Annotated in this window: 21 protein-coding genes and 1 pseudogene; 8 read left to right on the top strand and 14 right to left on the bottom strand. The window is 64.7% G+C overall.

Translation table 11 applies throughout. From position 1 onward, the window contains the following. Positions 1 to 20: 20 nt before the first annotated feature. Together MC381_RS11655 and MC381_RS11650 are read right to left on the bottom strand one after the other, a co-directional pair. Positions 21 to 1,484: an NfeD family protein gene (locus tag MC381_RS11655; RefSeq protein ID WP_251977915.1), complete on the bottom strand. Its 1,464-nt coding sequence runs from the start codon at positions 1,482 to 1,484 to the stop codon at positions 21 to 23. 90 nt (positions 1,485 to 1,574) lie between these two features. Further along, positions 1,575 to 2,279: a haloacid dehalogenase type II gene (locus tag MC381_RS11650; RefSeq protein ID WP_251977914.1), complete on the bottom strand. Its 705-nt coding sequence runs from the start codon at positions 2,277 to 2,279 to the stop codon at positions 1,575 to 1,577. Positions 2,280 to 2,397: 118 nt separating this feature from the next. On the opposite strand from MC381_RS11650, the gene MC381_RS11645 reads away from it, so the two are divergent. After that, positions 2,398 to 3,384, top strand: a complete 987-nt coding sequence (locus MC381_RS11645) for a GlxA family transcriptional regulator (RefSeq protein ID WP_251977913.1) — start codon at positions 2,398 to 2,400, stop codon at positions 3,382 to 3,384. Positions 3,385 to 3,477: 93 nt separating this feature from the next. Beyond that, positions 3,478 to 4,731 carry a TauD/TfdA family dioxygenase gene (locus MC381_RS11640; protein ID WP_251977912.1) on the top strand — a complete coding sequence of 418 codons (1,254 nt, stop codon included), beginning with the start codon at positions 3,478 to 3,480 and terminating at the stop codon, positions 4,729 to 4,731. A 113-nt stretch (positions 4,732 to 4,844) separates the two neighbouring features. Here the strand turns inward: MC381_RS11640 and MC381_RS11635 are convergent, their stop codons facing one another. The 4 genes from MC381_RS11635 to MC381_RS11620 form a co-directional block, all read right to left on the bottom strand. Then, positions 4,845 to 5,303: a thioesterase family protein gene (locus MC381_RS11635; protein ID WP_251977911.1), complete on the bottom strand. Its 459-nt coding sequence runs from the start codon at positions 5,301 to 5,303 to the stop codon at positions 4,845 to 4,847. A 17-nt stretch (positions 5,304 to 5,320) separates the two neighbouring features. Continuing rightward, positions 5,321 to 6,292, bottom strand: coding sequence for a 3-hydroxyacyl-CoA dehydrogenase NAD-binding domain-containing protein (locus MC381_RS11630; RefSeq protein WP_251977910.1), 972 nt, complete (start codon positions 6,290 to 6,292; stop codon positions 5,321 to 5,323). 98 nt (positions 6,293 to 6,390) lie between these two features. Continuing rightward, on the bottom strand, positions 6,391 to 7,272 hold the full coding sequence (locus MC381_RS11625; protein WP_251977909.1) for a beta-keto acid cleavage family enzyme: 882 nt from the start codon (positions 7,270 to 7,272) through the stop codon (positions 6,391 to 6,393). Between the two features lie 188 nt (positions 7,273 to 7,460). Continuing rightward, the gene (locus MC381_RS11620; RefSeq protein WP_251977908.1) at positions 7,461 to 8,465 is read right to left on the bottom strand and encodes a GlxA family transcriptional regulator; all 1,005 of its coding nucleotides are present in this window, start codon (positions 8,463 to 8,465) and stop codon (positions 7,461 to 7,463) included. Between the two features lie 95 nt (positions 8,466 to 8,560). On the opposite strand from MC381_RS11620, the gene tmpA reads away from it, so the two are divergent. Genes tmpA through MC381_RS11605 form a run of 3 tightly spaced genes read left to right on the top strand, consistent with a single transcriptional unit; the run spans position 8,561 to position 11,254 of the window. Beyond that, the gene (gene tmpA / locus MC381_RS11615; RefSeq protein ID WP_251977907.1) at positions 8,561 to 9,682 is read left to right on the top strand and encodes a 2-trimethylaminoethylphosphonate dioxygenase; all 1,122 of its coding nucleotides are present in this window, start codon (positions 8,561 to 8,563) and stop codon (positions 9,680 to 9,682) included. After that, complete coding sequence (locus MC381_RS11610; RefSeq protein WP_251977906.1) at positions 9,679 to 10,257, top strand: HD domain-containing protein; 579 nt, start codon at positions 9,679 to 9,681, stop codon at positions 10,255 to 10,257. Before tmpA ends, MC381_RS11610 begins: the two co-directional genes overlap by 4 nt. Positions 10,258 to 10,297: 40 nt before the next feature. Next, the gene (locus MC381_RS11605; RefSeq protein ID WP_251977905.1) at positions 10,298 to 11,254 is read left to right on the top strand and encodes an ABC transporter substrate-binding protein; all 957 of its coding nucleotides are present in this window, start codon (positions 10,298 to 10,300) and stop codon (positions 11,252 to 11,254) included. 103 nt (positions 11,255 to 11,357) lie between these two features. Here MC381_RS11605 and scpC read toward each other — a convergent pair whose 3' ends face one another. After that, positions 11,358 to 12,905: a succinyl-CoA:acetate CoA-transferase ScpC gene (scpC, locus tag MC381_RS11600; protein ID WP_251977904.1), complete on the bottom strand. Its 1,548-nt coding sequence runs from the start codon at positions 12,903 to 12,905 to the stop codon at positions 11,358 to 11,360. Between the two features lie 248 nt (positions 12,906 to 13,153). Here scpC and MC381_RS11595 point away from each other — a divergent pair, with 248 nt between their 5' ends. Continuing rightward, positions 13,154 to 14,374, top strand: a complete 1,221-nt coding sequence (locus MC381_RS11595) for a pyridoxal phosphate-dependent aminotransferase (RefSeq protein ID WP_251977903.1) — start codon at positions 13,154 to 13,156, stop codon at positions 14,372 to 14,374. Between the two features lie 49 nt (positions 14,375 to 14,423). Then, complete coding sequence (gene argC / locus MC381_RS11590) at positions 14,424 to 15,383, top strand: N-acetyl-gamma-glutamyl-phosphate reductase (protein WP_251977902.1); 960 nt, start codon at positions 14,424 to 14,426, stop codon at positions 15,381 to 15,383. Between the two features lie 185 nt (positions 15,384 to 15,568). Here argC and MC381_RS11585 read toward each other — a convergent pair whose 3' ends face one another. From MC381_RS11585 to MC381_RS11575, 3 genes are all read right to left on the bottom strand, one after another. Beyond that, on the bottom strand, positions 15,569 to 16,450 hold the full coding sequence (locus tag MC381_RS11585; protein WP_251977901.1) for an NAD(P)-dependent oxidoreductase: 882 nt from the start codon (positions 16,448 to 16,450) through the stop codon (positions 15,569 to 15,571). A 96-nt stretch (positions 16,451 to 16,546) separates the two neighbouring features. Next, complete coding sequence (locus tag MC381_RS11580; RefSeq protein WP_251977900.1) at positions 16,547 to 17,050, bottom strand: cupin; 504 nt, start codon at positions 17,048 to 17,050, stop codon at positions 16,547 to 16,549. A gap of 57 nt (positions 17,051 to 17,107) precedes the next feature. Beyond that, complete coding sequence (locus MC381_RS11575; RefSeq protein WP_251977899.1) at positions 17,108 to 17,905, bottom strand: DUF4396 domain-containing protein; 798 nt, start codon at positions 17,903 to 17,905, stop codon at positions 17,108 to 17,110. A gap of 541 nt (positions 17,906 to 18,446) precedes the next feature. Here MC381_RS11575 and fucP point away from each other — a divergent pair. Continuing rightward, positions 18,447 to 19,745, top strand: a complete 1,299-nt coding sequence (fucP, locus tag MC381_RS11570; RefSeq protein WP_251977898.1) for an L-fucose:H+ symporter permease — start codon at positions 18,447 to 18,449, stop codon at positions 19,743 to 19,745. A 152-nt stretch (positions 19,746 to 19,897) separates the two neighbouring features. Here the strand turns inward: fucP and MC381_RS11565 are convergent, their stop codons facing one another. The 4 genes and pseudogenes from MC381_RS11565 to MC381_RS11550 form a co-directional block, all read right to left on the bottom strand. Then, the gene (locus tag MC381_RS11565; RefSeq protein WP_251977897.1) at positions 19,898 to 20,698 is read right to left on the bottom strand and encodes an MBL fold metallo-hydrolase; all 801 of its coding nucleotides are present in this window, start codon (positions 20,696 to 20,698) and stop codon (positions 19,898 to 19,900) included. Between the two features lie 141 nt (positions 20,699 to 20,839). Then, positions 20,840 to 21,175 carry a DNA/RNA non-specific endonuclease gene (locus tag MC381_RS11560; protein ID WP_251978006.1) on the bottom strand — a complete coding sequence of 112 codons (336 nt, stop codon included), beginning with the start codon at positions 21,173 to 21,175 and terminating at the stop codon, positions 20,840 to 20,842. A gap of 70 nt (positions 21,176 to 21,245) precedes the next feature. Then, positions 21,246 to 21,722, bottom strand: a pseudogene (locus MC381_RS11555) (DNA/RNA non-specific endonuclease); the annotation flags it as partial. 184 nt (positions 21,723 to 21,906) lie between these two features. Further along, on the bottom strand, positions 21,907 to 23,616 hold the full coding sequence (locus tag MC381_RS11550) for a thiamine pyrophosphate-dependent enzyme (protein WP_251977896.1): 1,710 nt from the start codon (positions 23,614 to 23,616) through the stop codon (positions 21,907 to 21,909). Positions 23,617 to 23,675: the final 59 nt, after the last annotated feature.

The following is a 23,675-nucleotide window of genomic DNA, read 5'->3' as shown; positions in this document are numbered from 1 at the left end:
ACCGCCGTCGGACGCACTGCTCAACCGCCGGTATCGTCGTCGACTCGCGGGTTAACGCGACGAGACAAATCGCTCTCGAGCGTCTCCGTTTCGGCATAGACCGCCACATCGACGGTCAGCCCGTGAACGGCGAGCACGCGCAGGCGCTGGCGATCGCGTATCTCGAGCTCTTGCACCGGTACGATCGGTGCACCACTGCCAGCCACTTCCACAGCCCGGGCCTGCCAGCGCTCACCATGCAGCATGACCTTGCCACGCCCGTGGCGGAAGTCACCCAGCGCCCTCGCCTCGGCACCGACCATCTCTTCACGCCCGGTCTTGGGCAAGCGCCGGCGCACACTTACCAGTCGCAGTACGCACCACAAAAGAAAGCCCGCGGCGACGAGCGCCGTGCCGCCAACCAGTGGCCAGGCCAGCGCGCTGTTGGCTTCGTCCATCAGCAGTATCGAACCGAAAATGAAGGCGGCGATGCCACCGACGCCGAGCACGCCGAAACTGGGAAGGAAGGCTTCACCGACGATCATCGCCAACCCCAGCAGCACGAGCCCCAGCCCGGCGAGATCGATCGACAGCACCTGAAACGCGAACAGCCCGAGCAGCAGGCTGATCCCGCCGATGACACCGGGAAACAGCGTGCCGGGACTGGCCAGCTCGAAGATCAGGCCATAGATGCCGATCAGCAGCAGGCCGTAGGCGATGACCGGATCGGCGATCAACGAGAGCAGCGCGGTACGCCAGCCGGCCGGCTCGCGAGTCAAGGAAAGCGCCTGCGTCGACAGCTGGCGTTCACCGCTCGCCATCTGCACCGTTCGCCCATCGAGCTGACCGAGCAGGTCATCACGGTCGGCGGCGACCAGGTCGATGACGTCGCGTGATAGCGCCTCCTCGGCACTCAGGTTGGCGGCCTCGCGCACCGCCTCTTCGGCCCACGCCGCGTTGCGGCCGTGGTGCTCGGCGTAGCCGCGAATCTGCGCGACCGCATCCTCGACGACCTTGCGCCGCATGGCACCGGCGTTGGCCTGCTCGCTTTCGCCATCGTCACCGGTCAAGGAGACCGGCGTCGCCGAACCGAGGTGCGTGCCGGGCGTCATCGCGGCAACGTGACTGGCATAGAGCAGGTAGGTGCCGGCGCTCGCGGCCCGGGCGCCGGCCGGCGTCACCCAGGTGACTACCGGCACGTCGGCGGCAAGGATCGCCTGACCGAGACGACGCATTGACTCGACCTGGCCGCCGGGCGTGTCGAGCTCGATGATGACGAGCTCGGCCGCACTCTCTTCGGCATGCCGAAGGCCACGTTCGAGATAGTCTCGCGTGGCCGGGTTGATCGCGTCCGCTAGGGTCATCACGACCCCCTGCCGGGCAGAGGGGGCCTGCGCCAGGACCAGAGAAGCCCCCAGCAGCAGACAGAGAAGCCAGATCGCCCGGCTGCCAAGGCGGCTAGGCGCGGCGGGTAGTGAGCGTCGCATCTCTTGAGCGTAGCGCATGCAACGACAAGTAGCCGCCGTTAGCGTGCGACCGATACGCCCTCAACGCGCCAGCTCCAGACCCGAACGCTTGGCCGCTTACCCTGCGTCCTAGCCCGCCAGATGTCCCTCGCGCTTCAATTGCACCTGGAACTGCTCGGCCAGTGCTCCCAGGTCTGGCGCCATCATGTCGGGCGGGTCGCCCCAGGGCTCGAACGGCTGCTTGGGATTGCGCTGGATCCAGGCAGCGCGCAGACCGGCATAGCGAGCGCCGATAATGTCGAAGGGGTTGCTGGAGACAAGCCAGGTATTGTCGGGGCGGCTGTGGGTGCGCCGGCGCAGGTGCGAGTAGACGACCGCGTCCGGCTTGAAGCGCCTGACCTCCTCGACACTGACGATATCGTCGAACAGGGCCCGCAGGCCGGCGTTGTCGAACAGCATCTCGACGCTCTGGCGACTGCCGTTGGAGAAGGCCACGCAGCGCACGCCGAGCGCGCGAATACGCTCCAGCGCCTGTGGCACGTCATCGAAGGCGGGCAGACGGCGATAGGCGGCCATCAAGCTCTGCTTGAAATCCTCGCTGAAACGCGTGCCGCGCTCCTGGTCGACCAGATCGAGCGCCTCGCGCTTGCACTGGGCGAAGTCGGCATACGCCCCCATCAGGCCGCGCCGAAAGGCGAATTCGAGCTGTTTGTCGCGCCAGCGCTCGGCGAAAGCCGTCGCGTCCTGGCCGATCCGTGCGCTCAGCGTGACGGTGACGCCTTGCGTATCGACCAGCGTCCCGTACACGTCAAAGGCGAGTACCGGTGTTTGCATGTGTGAGATCCTTAGTCCAAGTGTTTCAGCGTGCTTTTTTTGTCACTATGAGCGCATGAAACCGGAAAAATTCCGAGACAAATCATTGTGTTGTTTTGTAAAACCGGGGTGACAAAACATGCGTGTCGATTACACCAGTCCGCTGCCGGAGCCCGTGGGTTTTCTGCTCGTACCGCGCTTCTCGATGATGGCGTTCTTCTCCGCCGTGGAGCCGTTGCGTATCGCCAACCGGCTGGCAGGGCAGGCGCTCTATCGCTGGACCTTGATCAGCGTAGATGGGCAACCGGTCACGGCCAGTAACGACATGACGTTACTGGTCGACTGCGGCCTGGCCGATGCCCCCAACCTGCCCACCGTCGCGGTCTGCGCCGGATTCGAACCGCCCCGCGAGCTCTCGCGCCGGCTGACGCAGTGGCTTCATCGTCAGGCAAGCGCCGGTTGCCTCCTCGGCGGTATCGACACCGGCCCGCTGCTGCTGGCCGAGGCCGGCCTGCTCGCCGGCCACCGTCTGACACTGCACTGGGAAAGTCTGCCCGCCTTTCGCGAACGCTTTCCCGATCTGGACGCGGTCGAGTCGCTGTTCGAGATCGACACGCGTCGCTTCACCTGTGCCGGCGGCGCCGCGGCCATGGAGATGACGCTCAGCCTGATCGCCCAGCGCCATGGCCAGGCGCTGGCCGACGATGTAGCCGAACAGCTTATCCACGCTCGGCTTCGCCCACGCCAGGACCCGCAGCGCCTGCCACTGACGCGGCGCCTGGGCACGCACCACCGCCCGCTGGTCGACGCCGTCGCCCTGATGGAGCAACACCTCGAACAGCCCCTCAGCATGGCCACGCTGGCCGCACGCATCGGCCTGTCACCGCGCCAGCTGCAGCGTCTCTTCCTGCAGGAACTGGGCAAGCGTCCGCGCGATCATTATCTCGAACTGCGCCTGGATCGCGCCCGTCACCTGCTAGAAGAGACCGACCGCGACGTGCTCAGCATCGGGCTCGGCTGCGGCTTTACCTCCGCCTCCAGCTTCTCGCGTGCCTATCGCCAGCACTTCGGCCACTCGCCTAGCGCCGCGCGCCGCCTGTCGGCACGACCGATCGATGGCCAATAAACGCAACAATCCGTCGATTGGTATCAAATCTCCAGCTCGGGCTTGAGCCACGCTGACATCACCTTTTCGATATCCGTCAGCCAGGAGCTCCGCATGAACGCCCCCTCCACCGCCCGCCTCGAACGCGACGCGGCCGACCTGCCCGCGACGCCGGACTACGATGCCTGGCCGGTCGACGTCGACATCGCCGACGTGCGTCATGACCGGCATCAATTGACGCTGACCTGGCAGGATGGCCGCATCAGCCGCTACCACAGCGTGTGGCTGCGCGAGAACGCCGCGGACGACACGACCGTCAACCCGGCGACCCGCGAGCGAATCCTCGACCTGTCGTGCCTCGCCGACTGGCCGACGCTGACCGACGCACGACTTGAGACCAACGGCGCAGTGACGCTGACGTTTGCACCGGAGAACCGCACGCTCTCGTTCCATCCCGGCTGGCTGCGCGCACACGACTACGACAACTCGCCCGTTCACGATGCACCGCTGGTCGCGCCCCAAATTTGGCATGGCGCTGATCGCCAGGAACCCGCCACGCTCGATGCCGCCGGCTGGATGGACAAAGAGAGCGATGTCGCCGATGTCGACCCGCTGCTGGAACAGGCGCTGGAGACGCTCTTCCGCGACGGCCTGGTCCGCCTGCGCGGTCTCCCGACCCAGCCCGGCAGTCTCGATAACATCGCGCGGCGGATCGGACCGCCGCGACCGACCAATTTTGGCCACCTGTTCGACGTGCGCGCCAAGCCCGATCCGGACTCCAACGCCTACACCTCGATCGCGCTGCCACCCCACGTCGACCTGCCGACACGAGAGTATCAGCCGGGCCTGCAACTGCTTCACTGCCTGGAGAACGACACGGTTGGCGGCGACGCCGTGATGATGGACGGGTTTGCCGTGGCCGCTGCGCTGCGCGAACGCCACCCCACGCATTTCGCGACGCTCACCCGCGTACACTGGTGCTACGCCAATACCTCGCGTACCAGTGACCATGTCTGGTTCGATCCGATGATCAAGCTGGACGCCAACGGTGATTTCAATGAGGTACGCATCGCCGACTTCCTGCGCGGACCGCTGATGGCGCCGTTCGACGATATCGAGCCGGCCTACGCGGCACTGATGGCGCTGCAGCGGCTGCTGCGCGAGCCCGAATTCGCACTTAGGTTCAGCTATGCGCCGGGCGATATGGTGATCTTCGACAACCGGCGCCTGCTGCACGCCCGCGATGCCTTCGACGTCAGCCAGGGCGGCAGCCGCTGGCTCCAGGGTTGCTATCTGGAGCGCGACGAAGCCCGATCGCGGCTACGTATGCTATGGCGCGCCAAGCGCCGGGCGACGCTCTCGTCCTGAGCCGGGCTGAAGCGTCAGAACCCAATCGCCCCGCCGAGTTCGGCGGGGCGATTGGGTTGTCGTCGATCATCCGCTGGCGGCCGCAGCGGATAATCTTCCGAGTTGACGGCCCCTCAGCGCCGAATGCCGATCCGGCGACCGGCCGCTGAAGGCCACTCGTCACCGGCCCGAGGCAACACCTCGATACCGGTGACGACCGGGGCAGGAAACGGCGCCGGCCGGCCGCTCTCGACATCGATACCCATCAGCATCTGCTCGCTGGTCGCGAGCACCTCGCCGGCAGCGTTGCACAGGGTGAAGAGCACATGCAGCCGCTTGGCATCGCTGTCGAGGAGCAGGCACGTCACGTCGAGCTGTTCGCCGCGATGCGCCTCCTGGCGATAGCAGAGATGCGTCTCCAGGGTGTAGATCGTGTAGCCGTGCGCGGTGCGCCCCGCCTCGTCGAGACCGAGGCGATCCATCAGCGCCTCGACCGCCAGCGAGAAGACGCGAGCGTACTCGGCATCGTTCATATGACCGTTGTAATCGACCCACGCTTCGGCGACCTCGGTGGTCAGCATCGTTGCTGTCATCAGATCCGTTCCTTTGTTCAAATCCGCCCGTCGAGCCCTTCGGCTTCCGGCCAGTACTTCTGGGTCAGTTCGAGCAGCTCGGTAAGGAACGCGTCTCGGCGCGTCTCCAGCTCGGCGACGCTGCGGCCGGCCGCCTGGTACTCACAGCCATCGGCGACACGATCGATCAACTCGTCGGTCAGCTCCGGCGCTTCCAGTTTGGTCCACGGCAGCTTCAGCGCCGGGCCGAACTGATGCAGCATGTGGCGCATGCCGCCATCGCCACCGGCGAGATGGAACGTCAGAAAAGTCCCCATCAGCGACCAGCGCAGACCGGCGCCGTAGACCACGGCGGCATCGACCTCTTCGGTAGTCGCCACGCCGTCATTGACCAGGTGCAGCGCCTCACGCCATAGCGCTTCCATCAGACGATCCGCCACATGACCCTCGATCTCGCGCCGCACCACCAGCGGGCGCATGCCCAGCGCCGCATACTGCCCGCGCGCGCGTTCGAGCGTCTCGGGGGCGCTGTGCTCACCGCCGACCAGCTCCACCAGCGGCAGCAGATAGACCGGGTTGAACGGGTGCGCCACGATCACGCGGCCCGGCGCAGTCTTGCAGACGCGCTGCAGATCGCTCGGCTTGATCCCGGAGGTCGATGAGCCGATTACCACCTCCGGCGCGGCCAGCGCATCTAGCTCGGCCAGCGTTGCGTGCTTGATCTCGAGGCGCTCGGGCACGTTCTCCTGGATCAGCTCGGCACCCTCGACCGCGGCGGCCAGCGAGTCGACAAAGGTGATCGCGCTGGGATCGGCACCTTCGGCCAGGCCCAGACGCTCAAGCGCCGGCCAGGCACGCTCAACGAAGGCGCGGGTGCGCGCAGGCGCCTGCGGATCGGGGTCGAAAGCGGTGACTCGACAGCCGGCCGCCAGGGCGCGGGCAATCCAGCCATTACCGATGACGCCAGTGCCGATGACGGCGATCCGGCGGGGAAGTTGGGGGGTACTCATCGAGACCTCGGTAAACGTTAGAAAAGGGGGAGTTCGAGATGGCGGCACGCCTCACGGCGACGCCGTTTCAGGCGTCGCGGGGGCGTTCTTGTGCCCTGTCAGGGCTGACGCAGCTTGAGGGTTTCCCGGGTCTGCTGCGGGGTCTGCACCTTGCCGCCGAGGTTCTCGGCGATGGTCACGGCACGCTCAACCAGCTGCGCGTTGGTCGCGAACACGCCCTTGCTCAGATAGAGGTTATCCTCCAGGCCCACACGCATGTGCCCGCCCAGGATCATCGACTGAGCGGCCATCGGGAATTGCTGACGGCCGATGCCGAACGCCGACCAGAGGGCGTTGGCCGGCAGCTTGTTGCGCATCGCCAGCATGGTTTCGGTGTCGGCTTCAGCGCCCCACGGAATGCCCAGGCAGAGCTGGAACAGCGGATCGCCGTCGATCAGCCCCTCTTCGACCAGCTGACGCGCGAACCAGACATGCCCCAGATCGAAGCACTCGAGCTCCGGCTTGACCCCGGCCTGCTGGATCAAACGTGCATGCTCGCGCAGCCAGTCCGCGGTGTTCAGATAGACCATGTCGCCGAAGTTGAGGCTGCCGCAATCCAGCGTGCAGAGCTCCGGCAAGAGCTCGCCCACGGGGTGGTGGCGCTCGGCGGCCGTCTGTAGATCGGTGCCTTCCAGACCGTGAATCACGCCGTCACGGATTTCCGGGAACAGGTCACCGCCGCCGCCGGCGGTGATGTTGATCACGGCATCCACGTCAGATTCACGAATGCGTTCGACGACTTCACGGAAATGATCCGTCGAGTGACTGATGCCACCGGTCTCCGGATCGCGTACGTGCAGGTGAACGATGCTGGCACCAGCGCGGGCGGCATCGAGGGCGCTCTCGGCAATCTGCTGAGGCGTGATCGGCAAATCCGGGTGCTTGCCGGCGGTATCGCCGGCACCAGTGACGGCGCAGGTCAGAATGACGTCGCGATTCATGAGGCTCTCTCTATCCGAGCTCGCCGACTGCACGACGAGCGACAGGGGAACACGTCCGCTCGGGACGTGACGATGGCCTCATTGTGGGGAGTGACGGATCGCCAAAGTTGACATTAAACGCCACCAAATTGACGTTTAGCGCTCACTCAATATCGAGGGTGATCCCCTAGCGATCCCGGGCTCGTCTCTCAGGTCGGCATGCGCCCGCGCTTGGCCGTGACGCTAGGTGTCTCGCCGAAACGCGTTCGATAGGCACGGGAAAAGTGGGCCAGATGGGGAAAGCCAGTCGCCAGCGCCGCCTGTGTCACGCTGGTCCGGCTGTCGGCGAGGAGCTGTTGCGCCCGGTCGAGACGCAGCGACAGGTATCGCCCCTTGGCCGTCTCGCCGCAGTAGCGCTGAAACAGTCGATTGAGCTGGCGCTGGGACTGACCGATCCGCGCACAGATTTCCGGAATCGGCAGCGGCTGCGCCAAGTTGGCGTCCATGATCGATTCGGCGCGCCGCACGCTACGGGGGCGGTAATCGGGTGCGGCGATGTCGGCCTCTGCCTCGCGTCGGGCATGCACGAGCTGCCGGCTCAGCGCCGCGACCAGGCTCGCCCCGTACTCGCGCTCGATGAAGGCCATCATCAGATCAAGGCTCGAGGCGCCGCCGCCGCCGGTCAGCCGCTGGCGATCAAAGCAGTAGCGCGCGTCGCTGACGCTGAGCGCGGGAAACTCCTCGGCGAACGCCGGCAGACTCTCCCAGTGCAGCGCGACCTCGTACCCTTCGAGCAGTCCGGCACGGGCCAGGATAAAGGCACCGGTATCGAGGGCGGCAAGCAGCCCGCCATGGGCCGCAACCTGGCGCAACATTGCCCACTGCGGTGCGGCGACCGTCGCCTCGGCCTCGTAGGAGGCGATGACGAAGAGATTGTCGAAGATCGCAGCATCGCCCAGCGCTGCGTCGACATCCACGGTGACACCATTGCTCGCCGTGACCGCATTACCGTCGGCAGAGCAGAGACGCCAGGCAAACAGCGGCCGCCCGAAGCGGTTGGCCACCCGCAGCGGTTCGAGCAGCCCGTAAAGCGAAAGCATCGAGAACTTGGGCAGCAGCCACAAATTCACCGTGACATCCGCTTCGGTGGGCGACAGGATCGGCGGTAGATCGGGTCGGGGATAGAGCCATTGCGGCGTCGGCTGATCGGTCATGGCGAATAACATCACAAATACGGCCAGAATAATCAAATTATAACCGATGAAGCCGCCTAGTGTAGTGCCAGACCCGAGAGTTCGAGAGAGCCGCCATGGACACGTTCGTCGAGATTATCCCCGGTACCGAAGGCCGCCAGCTGCGCCTGGTCCACGACAACCGAGAACACCACCTGCAGGCCCTGTGGCTGCGGGAACGCGCCCCGGACCCGGAAACCCTGGATCCACGCACGGGGCAGCGCCTGATCGAAGCGGCCGCGCTACCCCTGGATTTGCACCTTCTCGACGCCGGCTGCGACGGCCACCATCTGGCGGTAACGTTCAGCGATGGGCACGAGGCGCGCTTTACGCTGGAGGCGCTGGAGATCACCGCGGAATCGACACCCGCGCACCAGCACTGGGATGCCTCGCTCGAGACCCTGCCGGAAGCCGACTTCGAGGCCGCCGTCGCTGACGACGAGGCACTGCGAGACATGCTGGAATCGCTCGAGCGCTACGGCTTTGTCAAGGTACGTGGCGTGCCGCTCGAGGAGGAAGGCATGCTGCCGCTGGTCAGCCGTCTGGGGCCGCTGCGACGCACCAACTGGGGCGGCATTGCCGACGTCAAGTCGATCGCCGAGGCGTTCGACCTGACCATGACCCAGCGCGGGCTGGAACCGCATACCGACAACCCTTACCGCGACCCGATCCCCGGCTATATCTGGCTGCACTGCCTAAGCAACGCCGACAGCGGCGGCGACAGTACCCTCGCCGACGGTTTCATGGCTGCCGAGCGGCTACGCCAGCAAGACCCGGCGGCCTTCGACTGCCTGACCCGCACGCCGACCCGCTTCCGCTACGTTGACGACAGCGCCCATCTGGAGAGCGAGGGGCCGCTGATCGAGCTCGACAGCGCCGGTAATGTGGTACGCGTTCGCTACAACAATCGCACTGAACGCATCCCGGCCCTGCCACCCGAAAGCCTGGAGCGCTACTACGCCGCGCGGCAGCAGTTCTTTGCGCTGATCACGTCGCCGGCGCTGACACTGACGCCCAAGCTCGCGCCGGGCGAGATGCTGATCATGGACAACTACCGGCTGCTGCATGGGCGCACGGCGTTCCACCTGACCCAGGGCGTGCGCCATCTGCGCCAGGGCTACGTTGACCGTGATACGACTGCCAGCCGCCGCGAGGTGCTGCGCCGTTCCACTACCGCCCGGCAGGAGGCTTTCGCATGAGCGCCACCTTCACCCGCTTCGATCACAGCACGTCCGACGACTGGCGAGAAATCGACGGCCACTTCCGCGACTATCGCGAGGGCGTCGTCCCTCGCGTGGTCAATCACCTCAAACGGCTCGAAGGCGATACCCACGGCTACCCTGTAGACCGCTACACGCACTGCCTGCAGACCGCGACCCGCGCCGAACGCGCCGGCGCCGACGAGGAAACCATCGTCTGCGCCCTGCTGCACGATATCGGCGACGATCTGGCACCGGACAATCACGCCGAGATAGCCGCCGCGATCCTCGAACCTTTCGTCGATCCACTGAATCTGTGGATGGTGCGACATCACGAGCTGTTTCAGGGCTATCATTACCGCCACTTCTACGGCCTGGATCGCCACGCCCGGGAGGCGTATCGCGATCATCCCGCGTACGCGCGCACCGTGCGTTTCTGCGACGAATGGGACCAGGTCTCGTTCGATCCCGACTACGATACCCAGCCGCTCGAGCACTTCATGCCCATGCTCGAGCGGGTACTCGCACGCCCGCCCTTCGATGGCGCCGGGCTGCCCAGCGTTCAGGGAGCCTGATATCACGCCCCGAACGCCGACAATAAGAGAAGGAGTCTCCATGACACTGCGCAAAGCGCTCCTGGCAGCGACCCTGCTGCCCCTGACCATCGCTGCCCCGATCGCTGTCCAGGCTCAGTCCCAACCACAGGACGAAGCGGACAGCGCCAACTTCATCGTGCCCCCCTGGCCGGGCGTGACCGTCAAGACCGAACTCTTCAGCCAGATGCTCGACGCGCTCGGCTACTCGAGCGAGGTGCAGGAACTGAGCAGCACCGTGGGCTACCAGACCCTGCAGACCGGCGATAGCGATATTTTCCTCGGCGGCTGGATGCCGGCCCAGCAGGAGAGCTACGACCAGGCCGTCAGCAGCGGCAAGGTCGTGGATCTCGGCAACAACGTCACCGGCGCGCAGATGGGCTTCGCCGTACCCGGCTACGTCTATGATGCCGGCATACACAGTGCAGAGGACCTCGATGCGCACCGCGACCAGTTCGGTGGACGCTTCTACTCGATCGAATCCGGCGCCACCGTCAGCGAGTTCATCAACGACGCTCACGACAACGACACCTACGGCCTGGGCGACTGGCAAATTCTCGAATCCTCGACCCCGGGCATGCTGTCCGAAGTCAATGCTGCCTTTGACGCCGAGCGCTGGATCGTCTGGTACGGCTGGACACCGCACTGGATGGCACCGGCCTACGACATGCGCATTCTCGACGACCCCGAGGCGGTCTACGGTCCGGACAACGGGGCCAGCGACGTGCGCACCATCGTCAACAAGGCCTTCGCCGACGCCAACCCGAACCTGCGCCAGCTACTGGATCAGTTCGTGCTGACCGCCGACGAGCAGAGCGCGTTCATCGACGGCTACAGCCGCCAGGAGCGCGACGCCGACGAGGTCGCACGGGAGTGGCTGCAGAACCATCCCGAGCGTGTCGCGACCTTCCTCGAGGGCATCACCACCCGCGACGGCGAACCCGGCCTGGCCGCCGTCGAATCCAGTCTCGAAGAGTAGCGTCCCGACGCCAGCGGCCACGGTTGACCGAGGCCGCCTGTCGACGACAAGGGCCCCGTCCAGTTGGACGGGGCCCTTGTCGTTGGCCACAGCGGCTAATCGCTCAGACGTGGTCGTCCGCCACGGGCGCTGGCGTCGGCGTCGCCTCGACGACGCTGCGCATCGAACCGTCGCGACGGGCGGTGATATGCCAGGAGAGCGCCTGTTCCAGACAGTGCGGGGTGTGGCCGCCGCGCTCGCTGGCGGCCTCGAAGTATGCCGCCAGCGCCGGCCGGTAGTAGGGATCGGCACAGCAATCGATGATCCGCCGCGCTCGTTCCCTGGGCGCCAAGCCACGCAGATCGGCCAGGCCGTGCTCGGTGACCAGAATATCGACGTCGTGTTCGCTGTGATCGACATGGCTGACAAACGGCACCACGCTGGAGAGATCGCCCGCCTTCGCCGTGGCGGTGGTAATAAAGACCGACAGCTGGCCGTTGCGAGCGAAATCCCCCGAGCCACCGATACCGTTCATCATGTGCGTGCCGTTGACATGCGTGGAGTTGACGTTGCCGTAGATATCGAACTCCAGTGCGGTATTGATCGCGATGACGCCCAGCCGGCGGACAATGCCGGGCTGGTTGGAGAGCTCTTGCGGTCGCAGCACCACGCGGTCGCGGTAGCGCTCCAAATGGTTCCAGACGCGCTGACCACAGCTCGACGAGAGCGTGATCGAGCTGCCCGAGGCGAAGATCATCTTGCCGCTGTCGAGTAGATCGAAGGTACTGTCCTGCAGCACCTCGGAGTACATCGTCAGATTCTCGAACGGGCCCTCCATCAGCCCATGCATGACCGCGTTGGCCATGCTGCCGATCCCGGCCTGCAGCGGCAGCAGCGACGACGTCAGCCGCCCCTGCTCGACCTCGTGCTCGAAGAAACCGATCAGATGCCGGGCGATATCCCGCGTCGCCTCGTTGGGCGGCGTCACCGTGGAGGGGCTGTCGTGACCGTGGGTCAACACGATTGCCGCGATCTTGTCCGGGTCGACCGGAATATAGGGCGTGCCGATGCGCGAATCCGGCGCCGTCACCGGGATCGGCTGGCGGTCGGGGCGCATGCCCGGCACGTAGATATCGTGCAGTCCGATCAGCGCTTCCGGCGACGCGAGGTTGAGCTCCACGATCACCTTGTCGGCGAGAATCGCAAAGCTGGTCGAGTTGCCCACCGAGGCCGTCGGCACGATGCCCCCCTCGGCCGTGATGGCAGCAGCCTCGATCACCGCGACATCGAGCTTGCCAAGCTGCTTGTTGCGCAACAGCTCCACCGTTTCGGAAAGATGCTGGTCAATGAACATCACTTCGCCGCGATTGATCGCAGCGCGCAGGTGGCGGTCGACCTGAAACGGCATGCGCCTCGCCAGCACATGGGCGTCGCTCAGAATGCCATCGATATCGTTGCCCAGCGAAGCGCCGGTCATCAGCGTGATCTGGAGCGGGTCACGCTCGGCGCGACGCGCCAACGCCAGCGGTACATCCTTGGCTTCGCCAGCGCGCGTGAATCCGCTCATGCCGACGACCATGCCGTCTTCGATCAATGCCGCCGCTTCGTCTGCGCTCATCAGCCGCTCGCGCCAGTCCGGCAGCTGGCAGCGCTGCTGTGCAACCTCGTTCATGAATTCCTCATCGCTCTTACGTCGCGACACATCGACGTTTGTCGAATCCATCCTCCGACGATCTCGAGCCTTCAACTATAAAACTTTAGTTTAAGGCTTGAGTTTAAGGAGACCCCGCGGATCGCGTCACGCGCCATCGCCATTGGCGACTCAGAGCCCCCTTGCGCTGTTGCCAACGGCAAGGGCGCGATAGCCTGTCGGTGCCGTTTACCGCCTTCTCTTATTCGCCGATCACGACCGGAGTCCTCATGCACTACTCGTCACTGACGCAGCGAATCGCCGGCAAAGGCGCCAGCGCCTGGAACATCCACTTCCGTGCCCGCGAGCGCTTGGCACGAGGCGACGACGTGATCCTTCTCTCGGTAGGCGATCCGGATTTCGAGACGCCAGCTCCGATCGTCGAGACCGCTATCGCCAGCCTGCGCGGTGGCGCCACGCACTACGCGGAAGTGCAGGGCAAGCCGCTACTGCGCGAAGCGATCGCCCGCCACCACCGAGAACGCGGCGGCCATGCAGAGACCGACGCCGAGCAGATCATGGTCACGGCCGGCGCCCAGTGCGGCCTCTATGCCACGGCACAGTGCCTGCTCGAGACCGGCGACGAAGTGATCGTGCCCGAGCCGGCCTACGTCACCTATGATGCCGTGATCCGAGCAACCGGTGCCGAGCCGGTCTGGGTACCGCTTGCCGCCGAGGCCGACTTTCAGCCGGAGGCCGAGAGACTCGCCGCAGCGATCACACCGCGGACACGGGCGATTTTGCTCAACAGCCCGCACAATCCAACCGGGCAGTGTCTGTCCCCGGCTACCTGGGAAGCGATCGCCGCGCTCTGCCGCACACACGACCTCTGGCTGATCGTCGATGCCGTCTATGCCGACCTGATCTTCGATGGCGAGCATCGGAGCCCGGATGCGCTGCCCGGCATGCGCGAGCGCACCGTGATCGTCAGCAGCCTGTCGAAGTCTCACGCCATGACCGGCTGGCGACTGGGCTGGGTGGTCGGCCCGACGGCGCTAGCCGCACATCTCGTCAATCTCGCGCTCTGCATGCTCTACGGCAGCCCCGGCTTCATCCAGGATGCGGCCATCGCCGCCCTTCGCGAGCCCCCCGCGGTCCTGGACAACATGCTCGACACCTATCGTCAGCGACGGGATACGGTCCTGGACGCCCTGGCCGACAGCGACGTGGTGACAGCGCTGTCGCCCGCCGCCGGCATGTTCATGATGGTCGATATCCGTGCCACCGGACTCAGCGCCGAGGCCTTCGCCGACCACCTGCTCGACGCCTATGGCGTTTCGGTCCTTGCCGGCGATGCCTTCGGCGCCTCGGCGGCCGGTTTCGTCCGGCTCAGCCTGACCGTGGAGGCCAGCCGGCTGCAGGAGGCCTGCCGGCGCCTGACCCATTGCGCAGCAGCCTTGCAGGCACGCCACGCGATCGCGCAGCCGCGCCCCGGCGGCATGACAAGCTGATGCGAAATCCGCACAATAGGGTGATCGTCAACCGGCAGGAAATCAGGGCATGGCAACGCAGGACACATTCAAAGTCTACGTCGATGGGCAGGAAGGTACGACCGGCCTGCGCCTGTTCGAATATCTCGGCGCACGCGACGACATCGAGCTTTTGCGCATCGACAGCGACAAGCGTCGCGATACGGCCGAGCGTGCGCGTCTGCTGAATGCCGCCGACATCGCCTTTCTGTGTCTGCCAGATGCCGCCTCGCGCGAAGCAGCGGCCATGGTCGAGAATCCCGACACCTGCCTGATCGATGCCAGCACCGCCTTCCGCACGGCAGACGACTGGGTCTATGGCCTGCCGGAGCTGGACGATGCGCAGCGTGAACGCATCCGCGCGAGCAAACGCATCGCCAATGTCGGCTGCCACGCCAGTGCCTTCATTCTGCTGGTGCGTCCGCTGGTGGATGCCGGGGTGCTGCCGGCGGACCATCCGCTGACAGCGACCTCGCTGACCGGCTATAGCGGTGGCGGCAAGCAGATGATCGCCGACTATGAAGCGAACTCGAACGGCCAGCGGCTGGCACCGCGCCCCTATGCCATGAGCCAGCATCACAAGCATCTACCGGAAATGCGCCAGCACGCGCGGCTCGCCAGGGAACCGCTGTTCTCGCCGATCGTCGGCCCCTTCCTCAAGGGGCTCTCGGTGAGCGTGCCGCTGCACCTCACCGACCTGCCCCGCGCCCCCTCGCCGCAACGTCTGCTCGATATCTATCGGGCACATTACGCCGACGAGCCGTTTGTCCGTGTAATGCCGTTCGAGGATGAGGGCAATCTACAGGGCGGCTTCTTCGATGTGCAGGCATGTAACGACACGAACCGGGTCGATCTATTCGTCTTCGGCAACGCCGAGCGCGTGACGCTGGTCTCGCGGATGGACAACCTGGGCAAAGGCGCGGCAGGCGCCGCCGTGCAGAACATGAACGTTCATCTGGGGCTGGACGAGACCACCGGTCTCACCATCTGAACCCAGGCCTGACGCGCGAAGCGCTTGTCCCAAGACAAGCGCCCCGAGACAAGCGCTTCGCGATGCCCGCCTAGAGACGACCTCTTCGAGATACCCCCTCCGAGACGGTCAACGCGCGACGGCGCCCGGTTTTTCGCCGGGCGCCGTCGGTTGGCGCGAGCCCATACTCGCTCGCTGTCTCTGAGCTAGCCTCGCTTGGCCTTGAGATAGTCGTAGATCGCCGCGATATCCTCCTCGCCACGCCCGTCGCTGACCGCATCGGCCCAGAGATTGCGGATCTGTGCCAGCGAGGGCAAGCCGCGTTCCCCGCCCGCCTCCAGCGCCAGCCCAGCGTCTTTCAGGCCCCACTGCAGCGCCATCTGCGGATCGAAGTCGCCGCTGGCAATCATATCCAGCTTCACCTTCACGTAAGGGCTCGCCAGGGGCCCGCCATCGAGCACCTGCCACAGATCGTCGGAAGAAAAACCCAGTGTCTCGGCCAACTGTGTCGTTTCGGCGATGCCTTGCATCATCGCCACCAGCCAGGCGTTGACCACGATCTTCATGCGCGCGCCCTGGCCTGCCTCGCCCAACCAGTGCGTCTTCTTGCCGAGAACCTCGAAGATCGGGTCGACCACCGTCGCGGCAGCGCGATCACCGCTGGCAAGAATCGCCACCGTGCCCTGCTCCGCCGGCGCCTTGGTGCCGGAGACCGGGGCATCGATAAAAGTCACGTCATCGCGCACTTCGGCCACTTCGTGTATCAAACGGTCCGTCTCGGTCACCCCGAGCGTTCCCATCTGAATCAATACGCTTTCCGGCGCCATGGCGGCCAGCGCAGCGCCACCGCCCAGCAGAACCTCGCGCGTCACGGCCAGATCCGGCAACATCGCGATCACGGCAGCCGCCTCATGGACCGCTTCCGCCGGTGAAGCAGCTTCTCGAGCCCCCTGGGCGACAAGCTCATCGGCCTTGCCGGACGAGCGGTTCCAGACGCTGACGTTGAAGCCTGACTTCACCAGATTGGCGGCAAAGGCATGCCCCATGGCTCCCAAGCCCAGCACGGCAACATGACGAGAATCGGACATCGGTATCACTCCGGCTAGAAATATAGTCTCCTAACTATAGCCAACCCATGCCTTCGTCTAAAGTCGCAAACTGGTACGCTGATCATGCCGTTCGCCTCAAAGCAGCCAAAGCACGTTCAGCGATCCACCGACCGGATCATCCGGCGGTCGACTGACCGCCGCGACGCGAGCCTGTACTGCCGCCAGCCCGCCAGGGTCGCCCCGTTCCACCGCCCATGTCTGCCCAGGCGGATAAGCCCCCACCATGGAGAAGTCGCTTTCTACCTCGACGCCCGCATGCGCGACACCCGCCGGCAACACCAGGGCATCGCCGGCTTCGATCAAGAACATCCCTCCCGCCGGGCCTCCGAGCCGAACTCGCGCCGAACCACGAAAAACGCCCAGCGCCTCGTGGGCGGTCGAGTGGAAATGGTCGAACGCGAACAGGCCATAACGCCACTCGGGCACCCAGCCGTGAGCAGCAAACAGGGTCTCGAAACGCTCGGCCAGCGCTGATGACGAGGGTTCGAAAATACGACGGTAGATCAGCACTGGCAGCGACGAATTGGGATAACCGGCCGTCTCGTCGACCTCGAATACCTGGGTGTCGGGAGCGGTCATGAGTACCTCCTGCGATGCCGATATCGGCCACGGCCTTGCCTGCCGCCGCCTTCCACCCTACATGGCGTGCTTGATGCCACGATCGATCAGCAGCCAATTGGCAGGATAGGAGGTCGCAAAGCCGATCAGCATGGCTATCTGCATCATGAACCAGAAGTGGATGTTGAACGCGTTCATTTCTCCCAGCCAGGCGTTCAGGGCGATCAGCATCCACACGTACATGCCGATCTGGAACGCGATCAACGACAGCGTATCGGCCTTGATCGCGTCCTTGAACGCCTGCAGCGGACCGGCACCGCTCATCGCCCGGATCGGCAGATACTGAAACAGCACACCGAACAGATAGGCACCGATGAAGGCCAGCAGGAAATGACCGGCCGTGGTCGAACCGAACAGCGCAAAACCGGTGGCCGTGGCTAGCGGCGCCGTGACGACATCGCCCAGGGTACAACCGCCACCGCAGTGAGTGGCGGAAACGAACACACCCTGCCACTTGGGCTTGTCGGTGCCGTGATGATGGGCATGCGCCTCGCCGTGATGGGCCTGGTGCGAGTCTGCCTGGGGCGAGCGAGCCTGATCCGCGTGCCCCCGATGAGCGTGCGCGTCGTCGTGCGACGCCTGATCGGGTGCCTCGTCGCCATGACTGGCATGGCCCTGATGCTGCGGGGCTGAGCGCGAAGTACGTCCCATCTGCCGGTAGGCCCACCAGCCGATCACCGGCATGTAGAGCCCGGTGATCGGCCAGGTCAGATTCATGATGGCCATAGGCTGCGGACAGCGCCTCACGTCCAGCGCAATCGAGATGGCCGTGCCGATACCCAACAGTACAAACAACCATGACAGTAACGTCAGCATGGCGAACTTCTCCTTCTCTTTCCCTGAGTTGGTGACTGTCGCTGAAACAGGTATAGGAGGCGTCCGCGCAGCCGACAAGCGATGTCCTGGACAACGGTTTGGCGATCCTGAGGGCGTTTCTGCACCGACCTCACGACGCTATCAATCAGGATAGTAGCGTCGGATTTTGACAAATTCGCCGTGCGCCGTCGGGAAAGATGCCACTGCTTCACGTCGTAAATTTACAAATAAAAAGACTTCATAAAGCGCCCATTACAAATTTTCTCTTCTCTCACTTCCGCTATTTATGAAAGTTGACGAATAAACGCACACGCCGCTTCGAGATCGTCAATACCACCAAGGCCCAACCGCCGACTGGCGTCGATTCGTTTATCGTTCTAACTATTACTGGAACGCTTTATAAGCAGGCTCCCTTCGGGCATCATCGGCGCCAATCTTGGCGCTGACACGATTAATCTCGCGGCAACGAAGGCTGAACCACGGATAACGAACCGCCCTGATGCAGGGCCTCGACGGACGCACATTCAACAGGATTTTGACCATGACAGGCACGCAACGGCCCAACTATCGTAGTGCGCTGGTCGTCGTCACGACGATCTTCTTCATGTGGGGATTCATCACCTGTCTCAATGACATCTTGATTCCGCACCTGAAAGCGGTGTTCTCGCTCAACTACACCCAGACCATGCTGATTCAGTTCACCTTCTTCGGTGCCTACTTCATCATGTCGCTGCCGATGGGCAAGCTGCTGGCCAAGGTGGGCTACAAGAATGCGATCAGCCTGGGGCTTCTGATCGCTGCGGTCGGCGCAGTGATGTTCTATCCGGCCGCCAAGGCGCCGTCCTATCCGCTCTTCCTTAGCGCCCTGTTCGTCCTCGCCAGCGGCGTGACGATGCTGCAGGTCGCCGCCAATCCGTATGTCAGCCTGCTCGGGGCGGAGGACTCTGCCTCCAGTCGGCTCAATCTGGCGCAGGCGTTCAACTCGCTGGGGACCACGGTGGCCCCCTATTTCGGCGGCATGCTGATTCTCGGCGCGACCGTGCTGGGCGCAAGCGAGCTTGCCGAACTCTCCCAGGGCGACCGCCTGGCCTACCGCATCGAACAGGCCCAAAGCGTGCAGATGCCTTATCTGCTGCTGGCCGGTGTCCTCGCCATTCTCGCGATCGTGATCTACCTGTGTAACCTGCCCAACTTCAAGGACCAGGCAGGTGACGACACCCCGGCCGAGACGGTTTCCGCGATGGAGGCCCTGCGCCACCCCCATGTACTGTTCGGCGTGATCGGCATCTTCTGTTACGTCGGCGCCGAGGTCTCCATCGGCAGCTTCATGATCAACTACCTCTCGCTGCCGGAGATCGGCGGCATGAGCGAGAGCACGGCCGCGAGCTACGTCGCCTACTACTGGGGCGGTGCGATGATCGGTCGCTTCATCGGCTCCGCGCTGATGCAGAAGATCCGACCCAGCCTGCTGCTGGGGCTGTTCGCGATCGTCGCGGCGCTGCTGGTGCTGACCACGATGCTGACCTCCGGTCATCTCGCGATGTGGAGCATCGTTGCCATCGGCCTGTTCAACTCGATCATGTTCCCGACCATCTTCACGCTCGGCATCGCCAAGCTGGGGCCGCTGACCAGCAAGGCCTCGAGCCTGCTGATCATGGCGATCGTCGGCGGCGCCATCCTGCCCGTCGCTCAGGGCGCGATCGCGGATACCGTCGGCATCCATCACGCCTTCGTGCTGCCGCTGCTCTGCTATCTCTTCATAGCCTTCTACGGCTTCCGCGGTTCGCGGGTGATCAACCCCCACCCGGCCAGCGAGGAAGGTGCCCAGGCGCACGCCTGACCCGGCTTCGCCAGATAGCGCACTTTTGTCAGGTACCATACCTTCAAGTGCCGCACCGACGCCCCTCTCTCGAGGGGCGTTGGCGTTGGTCGCCAGGAATTTCATGACCTGATATCGGTTGCCGGGACGACGTGACCGGTGCCACACAGGCGTCAGCTTTGGGTAATGGCCCGGCAGTGGCGCTGGACCGATTCCTCGATCACCCGGCCAGCCTCGAGCAGGATCTCGCGACCGGCAAAGGCCGAATATGCCCGCTCTATCTGCAGCCGGCGCAGGCACGCGCCGATATGCTCCACCTCTCGGGCACCGAGAGGAATATTGTTGGGATAGGACCACATGAACGAGGCCATGCGATCCGGCGTGACAAGCAACGTATCGCCCGTCAGCAGCGTGCCGTGCTCGGGCCAGTGCAGCACGCAAGCCCCCGGGAAGTGGCCGCCCACACGATAGACATCGAGCCCGGCAAGCGGAGTGAACTGATCGCCTTCCCAGAAGATGATGTGCTGACTTTCGACGGCCACCCAGTCGCGGTCCGCGGCATGGACGTAGATCGGGCAGTCGAAGGCCTCTCCCCACGCCGCCATGGTGGCGAAGTAGTGTGGGTGCGACAGTACGATAGCGTCGATGCCACCCAACCCCTCGACAATCTCCAGCGTCGCCTCGTCCAGCAGCGACAGGCAGTCCCACAGCAGATTGCCGTGTGCCGTGCGCAGCAGAAAGGCACGCTGGCCAATAGCGAAGCGCGGCACGGTCGAGAGGGCCATCAACCCCTCGCTCATATGGCGAAAGGCATTGCAGTGCCCCGCCGCCAGCTCGCCCGGCGTGGTCCAGCGCTGCCCCTCGACCGGCACGAACTGGCGCTCGTCCTCGCAGACCGCGCAGTGCGCTGGCGGCGTCTCGCTCGGTGGATACTGGATACCGCAGGTGGCGCAGAGGAAACCGTTACTTCGCATCTCGACCTCCCGAAAGCACAGAGTGGGGAACGCCCCCTCTCAAGCTAGCTCGGTCGCTGAACGATGCCACTGTCGACGGGAGACGCATTGCCGCACTCGTCGATATCGAACAGCCGACGAGGCGCCGCCGCGATGTGCCGGCTACACGCGAATATCCGCAGGACCACGAATCTCGGCTTCGATTCGCGTGCCGGTTTCGCGCTCCTCGTTGGAAAATCCATCGAACTCGGCCAAATCGCCGAAATCGAGCTGCGTCAACGCTTCGATCCGGGCGACGCTGCGCTGATAGGTCTTGTACTGACCGAACATGAAGCCCAGCGCATCGAGGTCATCGGTCTGTTCGATCATGTAGGCCGTGGCCGAGAGTCGCCCGCTCTCGGCCATGAACGCCACCACCTTCCAGTAAGCCTCGGGGATCTGGACACCGCGATAACGACGGTCGCCCTCCCGGAACACCGGACCGGTAAAAATGCACAGGCGCTGGGCATCGGCGCGGGCGTGCCCGAGCAGGTAGTCCTCGAGCCCGAGCCAAGGTCTGCTGATTGAACCCGGCCATCTGCGGGGTGCAGTTGGTAAAGTGAAAGGTGTCGGCGTTGGCCTGTTCGGCTTCCGCTCCCCAGTTGACGGCAGTGCGCCGTACCAGGTGCCCGCGATCCAGCGGATTGTGGGCGTAGAGTGCGTTGTCGATCTGTTGCGCCGGCGCCAGCCGTGGGTCGAGACGCCAGTTGTCATCTCGCGGCACGCCGACCAGGGCACTGCCGTCCAGGTTGAGCGCGGTAAACATCGCCAGCCGGCGCGAGCGTGACATGACCAACGAGAAATGGGTGTAGTCGAGCCGGCCATCGTCGCGCCCCGGTATCGGTGTCACGTCTGCGGTCCGCTCGCCGGTCGGCACCGGCAACGGCACGACAGCGCCGCGCAGGAAACGCTCGGCGAAGCCGACACGATCCGTCAGCAGGTCGGCGCCTTCCCGCGCGGTAACAGGTCGTGCAGTGGCCGGCGATACGTCGGTCAGGCGCCGCATGCTACGCAGCGTCGGGCGGCCCTCATCAGGGGTCGGCATGCTCCCTCCTCCTCGGTCCAAGTGCTTGCCCGGCGCTGCCGCGGCAGCGCCGGGCCTGAGCGTCTTCCTGCGATCCGCCCGCGTCGGCCTCGTGCCATGAGCGCTGAAGGCGCTTCGCATCAGGCACGGCTCACTTCAGCCAGGTTTACTTCAGGAAGTTGTTCTTGACCAGGTCCACCACGTCGCTCATACGGCCGTCTAGCACCGCCTTGCCGGAATAGAGTGCCGTCGAGGCGACCTGCCCCGCCTCGACCTTGGGCGGCATCACCAACTCCATGCGATCGACCTTGACGTCGAGAACCGCCGGCCCGGGGTGCGCCAGCCATTCGGCGATCGCGTGATCCAGCTCATGGCCCTGTTCCACGCGGCGCCCCCACAGGCCGATCGACTGCGCCAGCAGGCCGAAATCCGGGTTATCGAGATCGGTGTAGCTGTCGAGCAGCCCTTCCACCTTCTGCTCGATCTCGACAAAACCGAGGGCGCTATTGTTGAACACCACGATCTTAACCGGCACCTGCTCCTGCTTCAGCGTCAGCAGGTCACCCATCAGCATCGTCATGCCGCCGTCGCCGCACATCGCGATCACCTGACGTCCGGGGAACGCCTTCTGGATTCCGATCGCCTGCGGGTAGGCGTTGGCCATGGTGCCGTGAACGAGGCTCGACAAGGTGCGCCGCTCGCCATGCGCATGAATATGGCGCAGCATCCAGACCATCGGACTGCCGGCATCGGCGGTGAACGCGGCATCATCACGGGCGGCGGCATTCAGCGCCAGCGTCAGCGCCTGGGGGTGAATCAGGTCATCATCGCGCGACTCGTGTTCGTCCTGGTGCAACGCCTTGTGATACTGCTCGCGGCAGCGTTCCAGCCACTGACGGTCCTCCTGCGCATCGACCACCATCGCCAGCGCCGCACAGGTATCACGCACGCTGCCGACGAGGCCGACATCGACCGGGTGACGCTTGCCGATCTGCATCGGATCGATATCGACCTGAATGATGGTCGCCTTCTCCGGGTAGAACTGACTCCAGGCAAAGCTGCAACCCAGCAGCAGCAGGGTGTCGCAGTCGGCCACCGCGTGATAGCCCCCGGCCAGACCGAAAACCCCGGTCATGCCGACCTCGAACGGGTTATCGGGCTCGATGAAATCCTTGGCCCGCGACGTCCAGGCAATCGGCGCATTGAGCTTGGTCGCCAGCGCCAACACCTCTTCCCGGGCGTGCTCGCAGCCGAATCCGGCATAGATCGAGATCTTGCCGCCGGCGTTGAGACGCCGTGCGGCCTCGGCCAGCGCCTCGGCGCTCGGCCTGACCACCGACTCGAAGCGGTGCGCCCGATAGGGCAGATCCTGACTGGGCGTCTGGGTGAACAGATCGCCATGCACGATCAGCACCGCCACTCCGTTCTTCGCCAGTGCCGCCTGGGCGGCCAGGGCCGCCATTCGACGCGCCTGGTCGGGATTGATCACCGCCTCGCAGAAGACACTGTACTGCTCGTAGATCGGCCGCGGGTCGACATCCTGCGGGAAACCGACACCTGTCTCTGCCGTCGCCACCTGTGAGGCGATCAACACCACCGGCGCGCCGCTGCGGTGCGCTTCGAACAGGCCATTGACGAAGTGCAGCGTTCCGGGGCCACAGGTCCCGGCACAGAGTGTCAGCTCGCGGGTCAGGTAAGCTTCGCCGCCGGCGGCGAAACCGCCGACTTCCTCATGGCGCACGTGAACCCAGTCCATGTCGCTGCGACGGATCGCATCGGTAAAGTGGTTGATGGTATCGCCGACCACGCCGTAGCAGCGCTTGGCGCCGGCCTGAGCAAAGGTCTCGACAAGAATTTCGGCAACGTTCTGGCTCATGCTGCGACTCCTTCCGCAGGGCCGCCAAGGCGGCCGGTAAAGCCCGTCGAACGGGCGAT

The organism is Salinicola avicenniae, assembly GCF_023736115.1.
Lineage (GTDB): Bacteria > Pseudomonadota > Gammaproteobacteria > Pseudomonadales > Halomonadaceae > Salinicola > Salinicola avicenniae.
The sequence above is the reverse complement of the archived record's forward strand: the minus strand, read 5'-3'. Positions and strand labels throughout refer to the sequence as shown.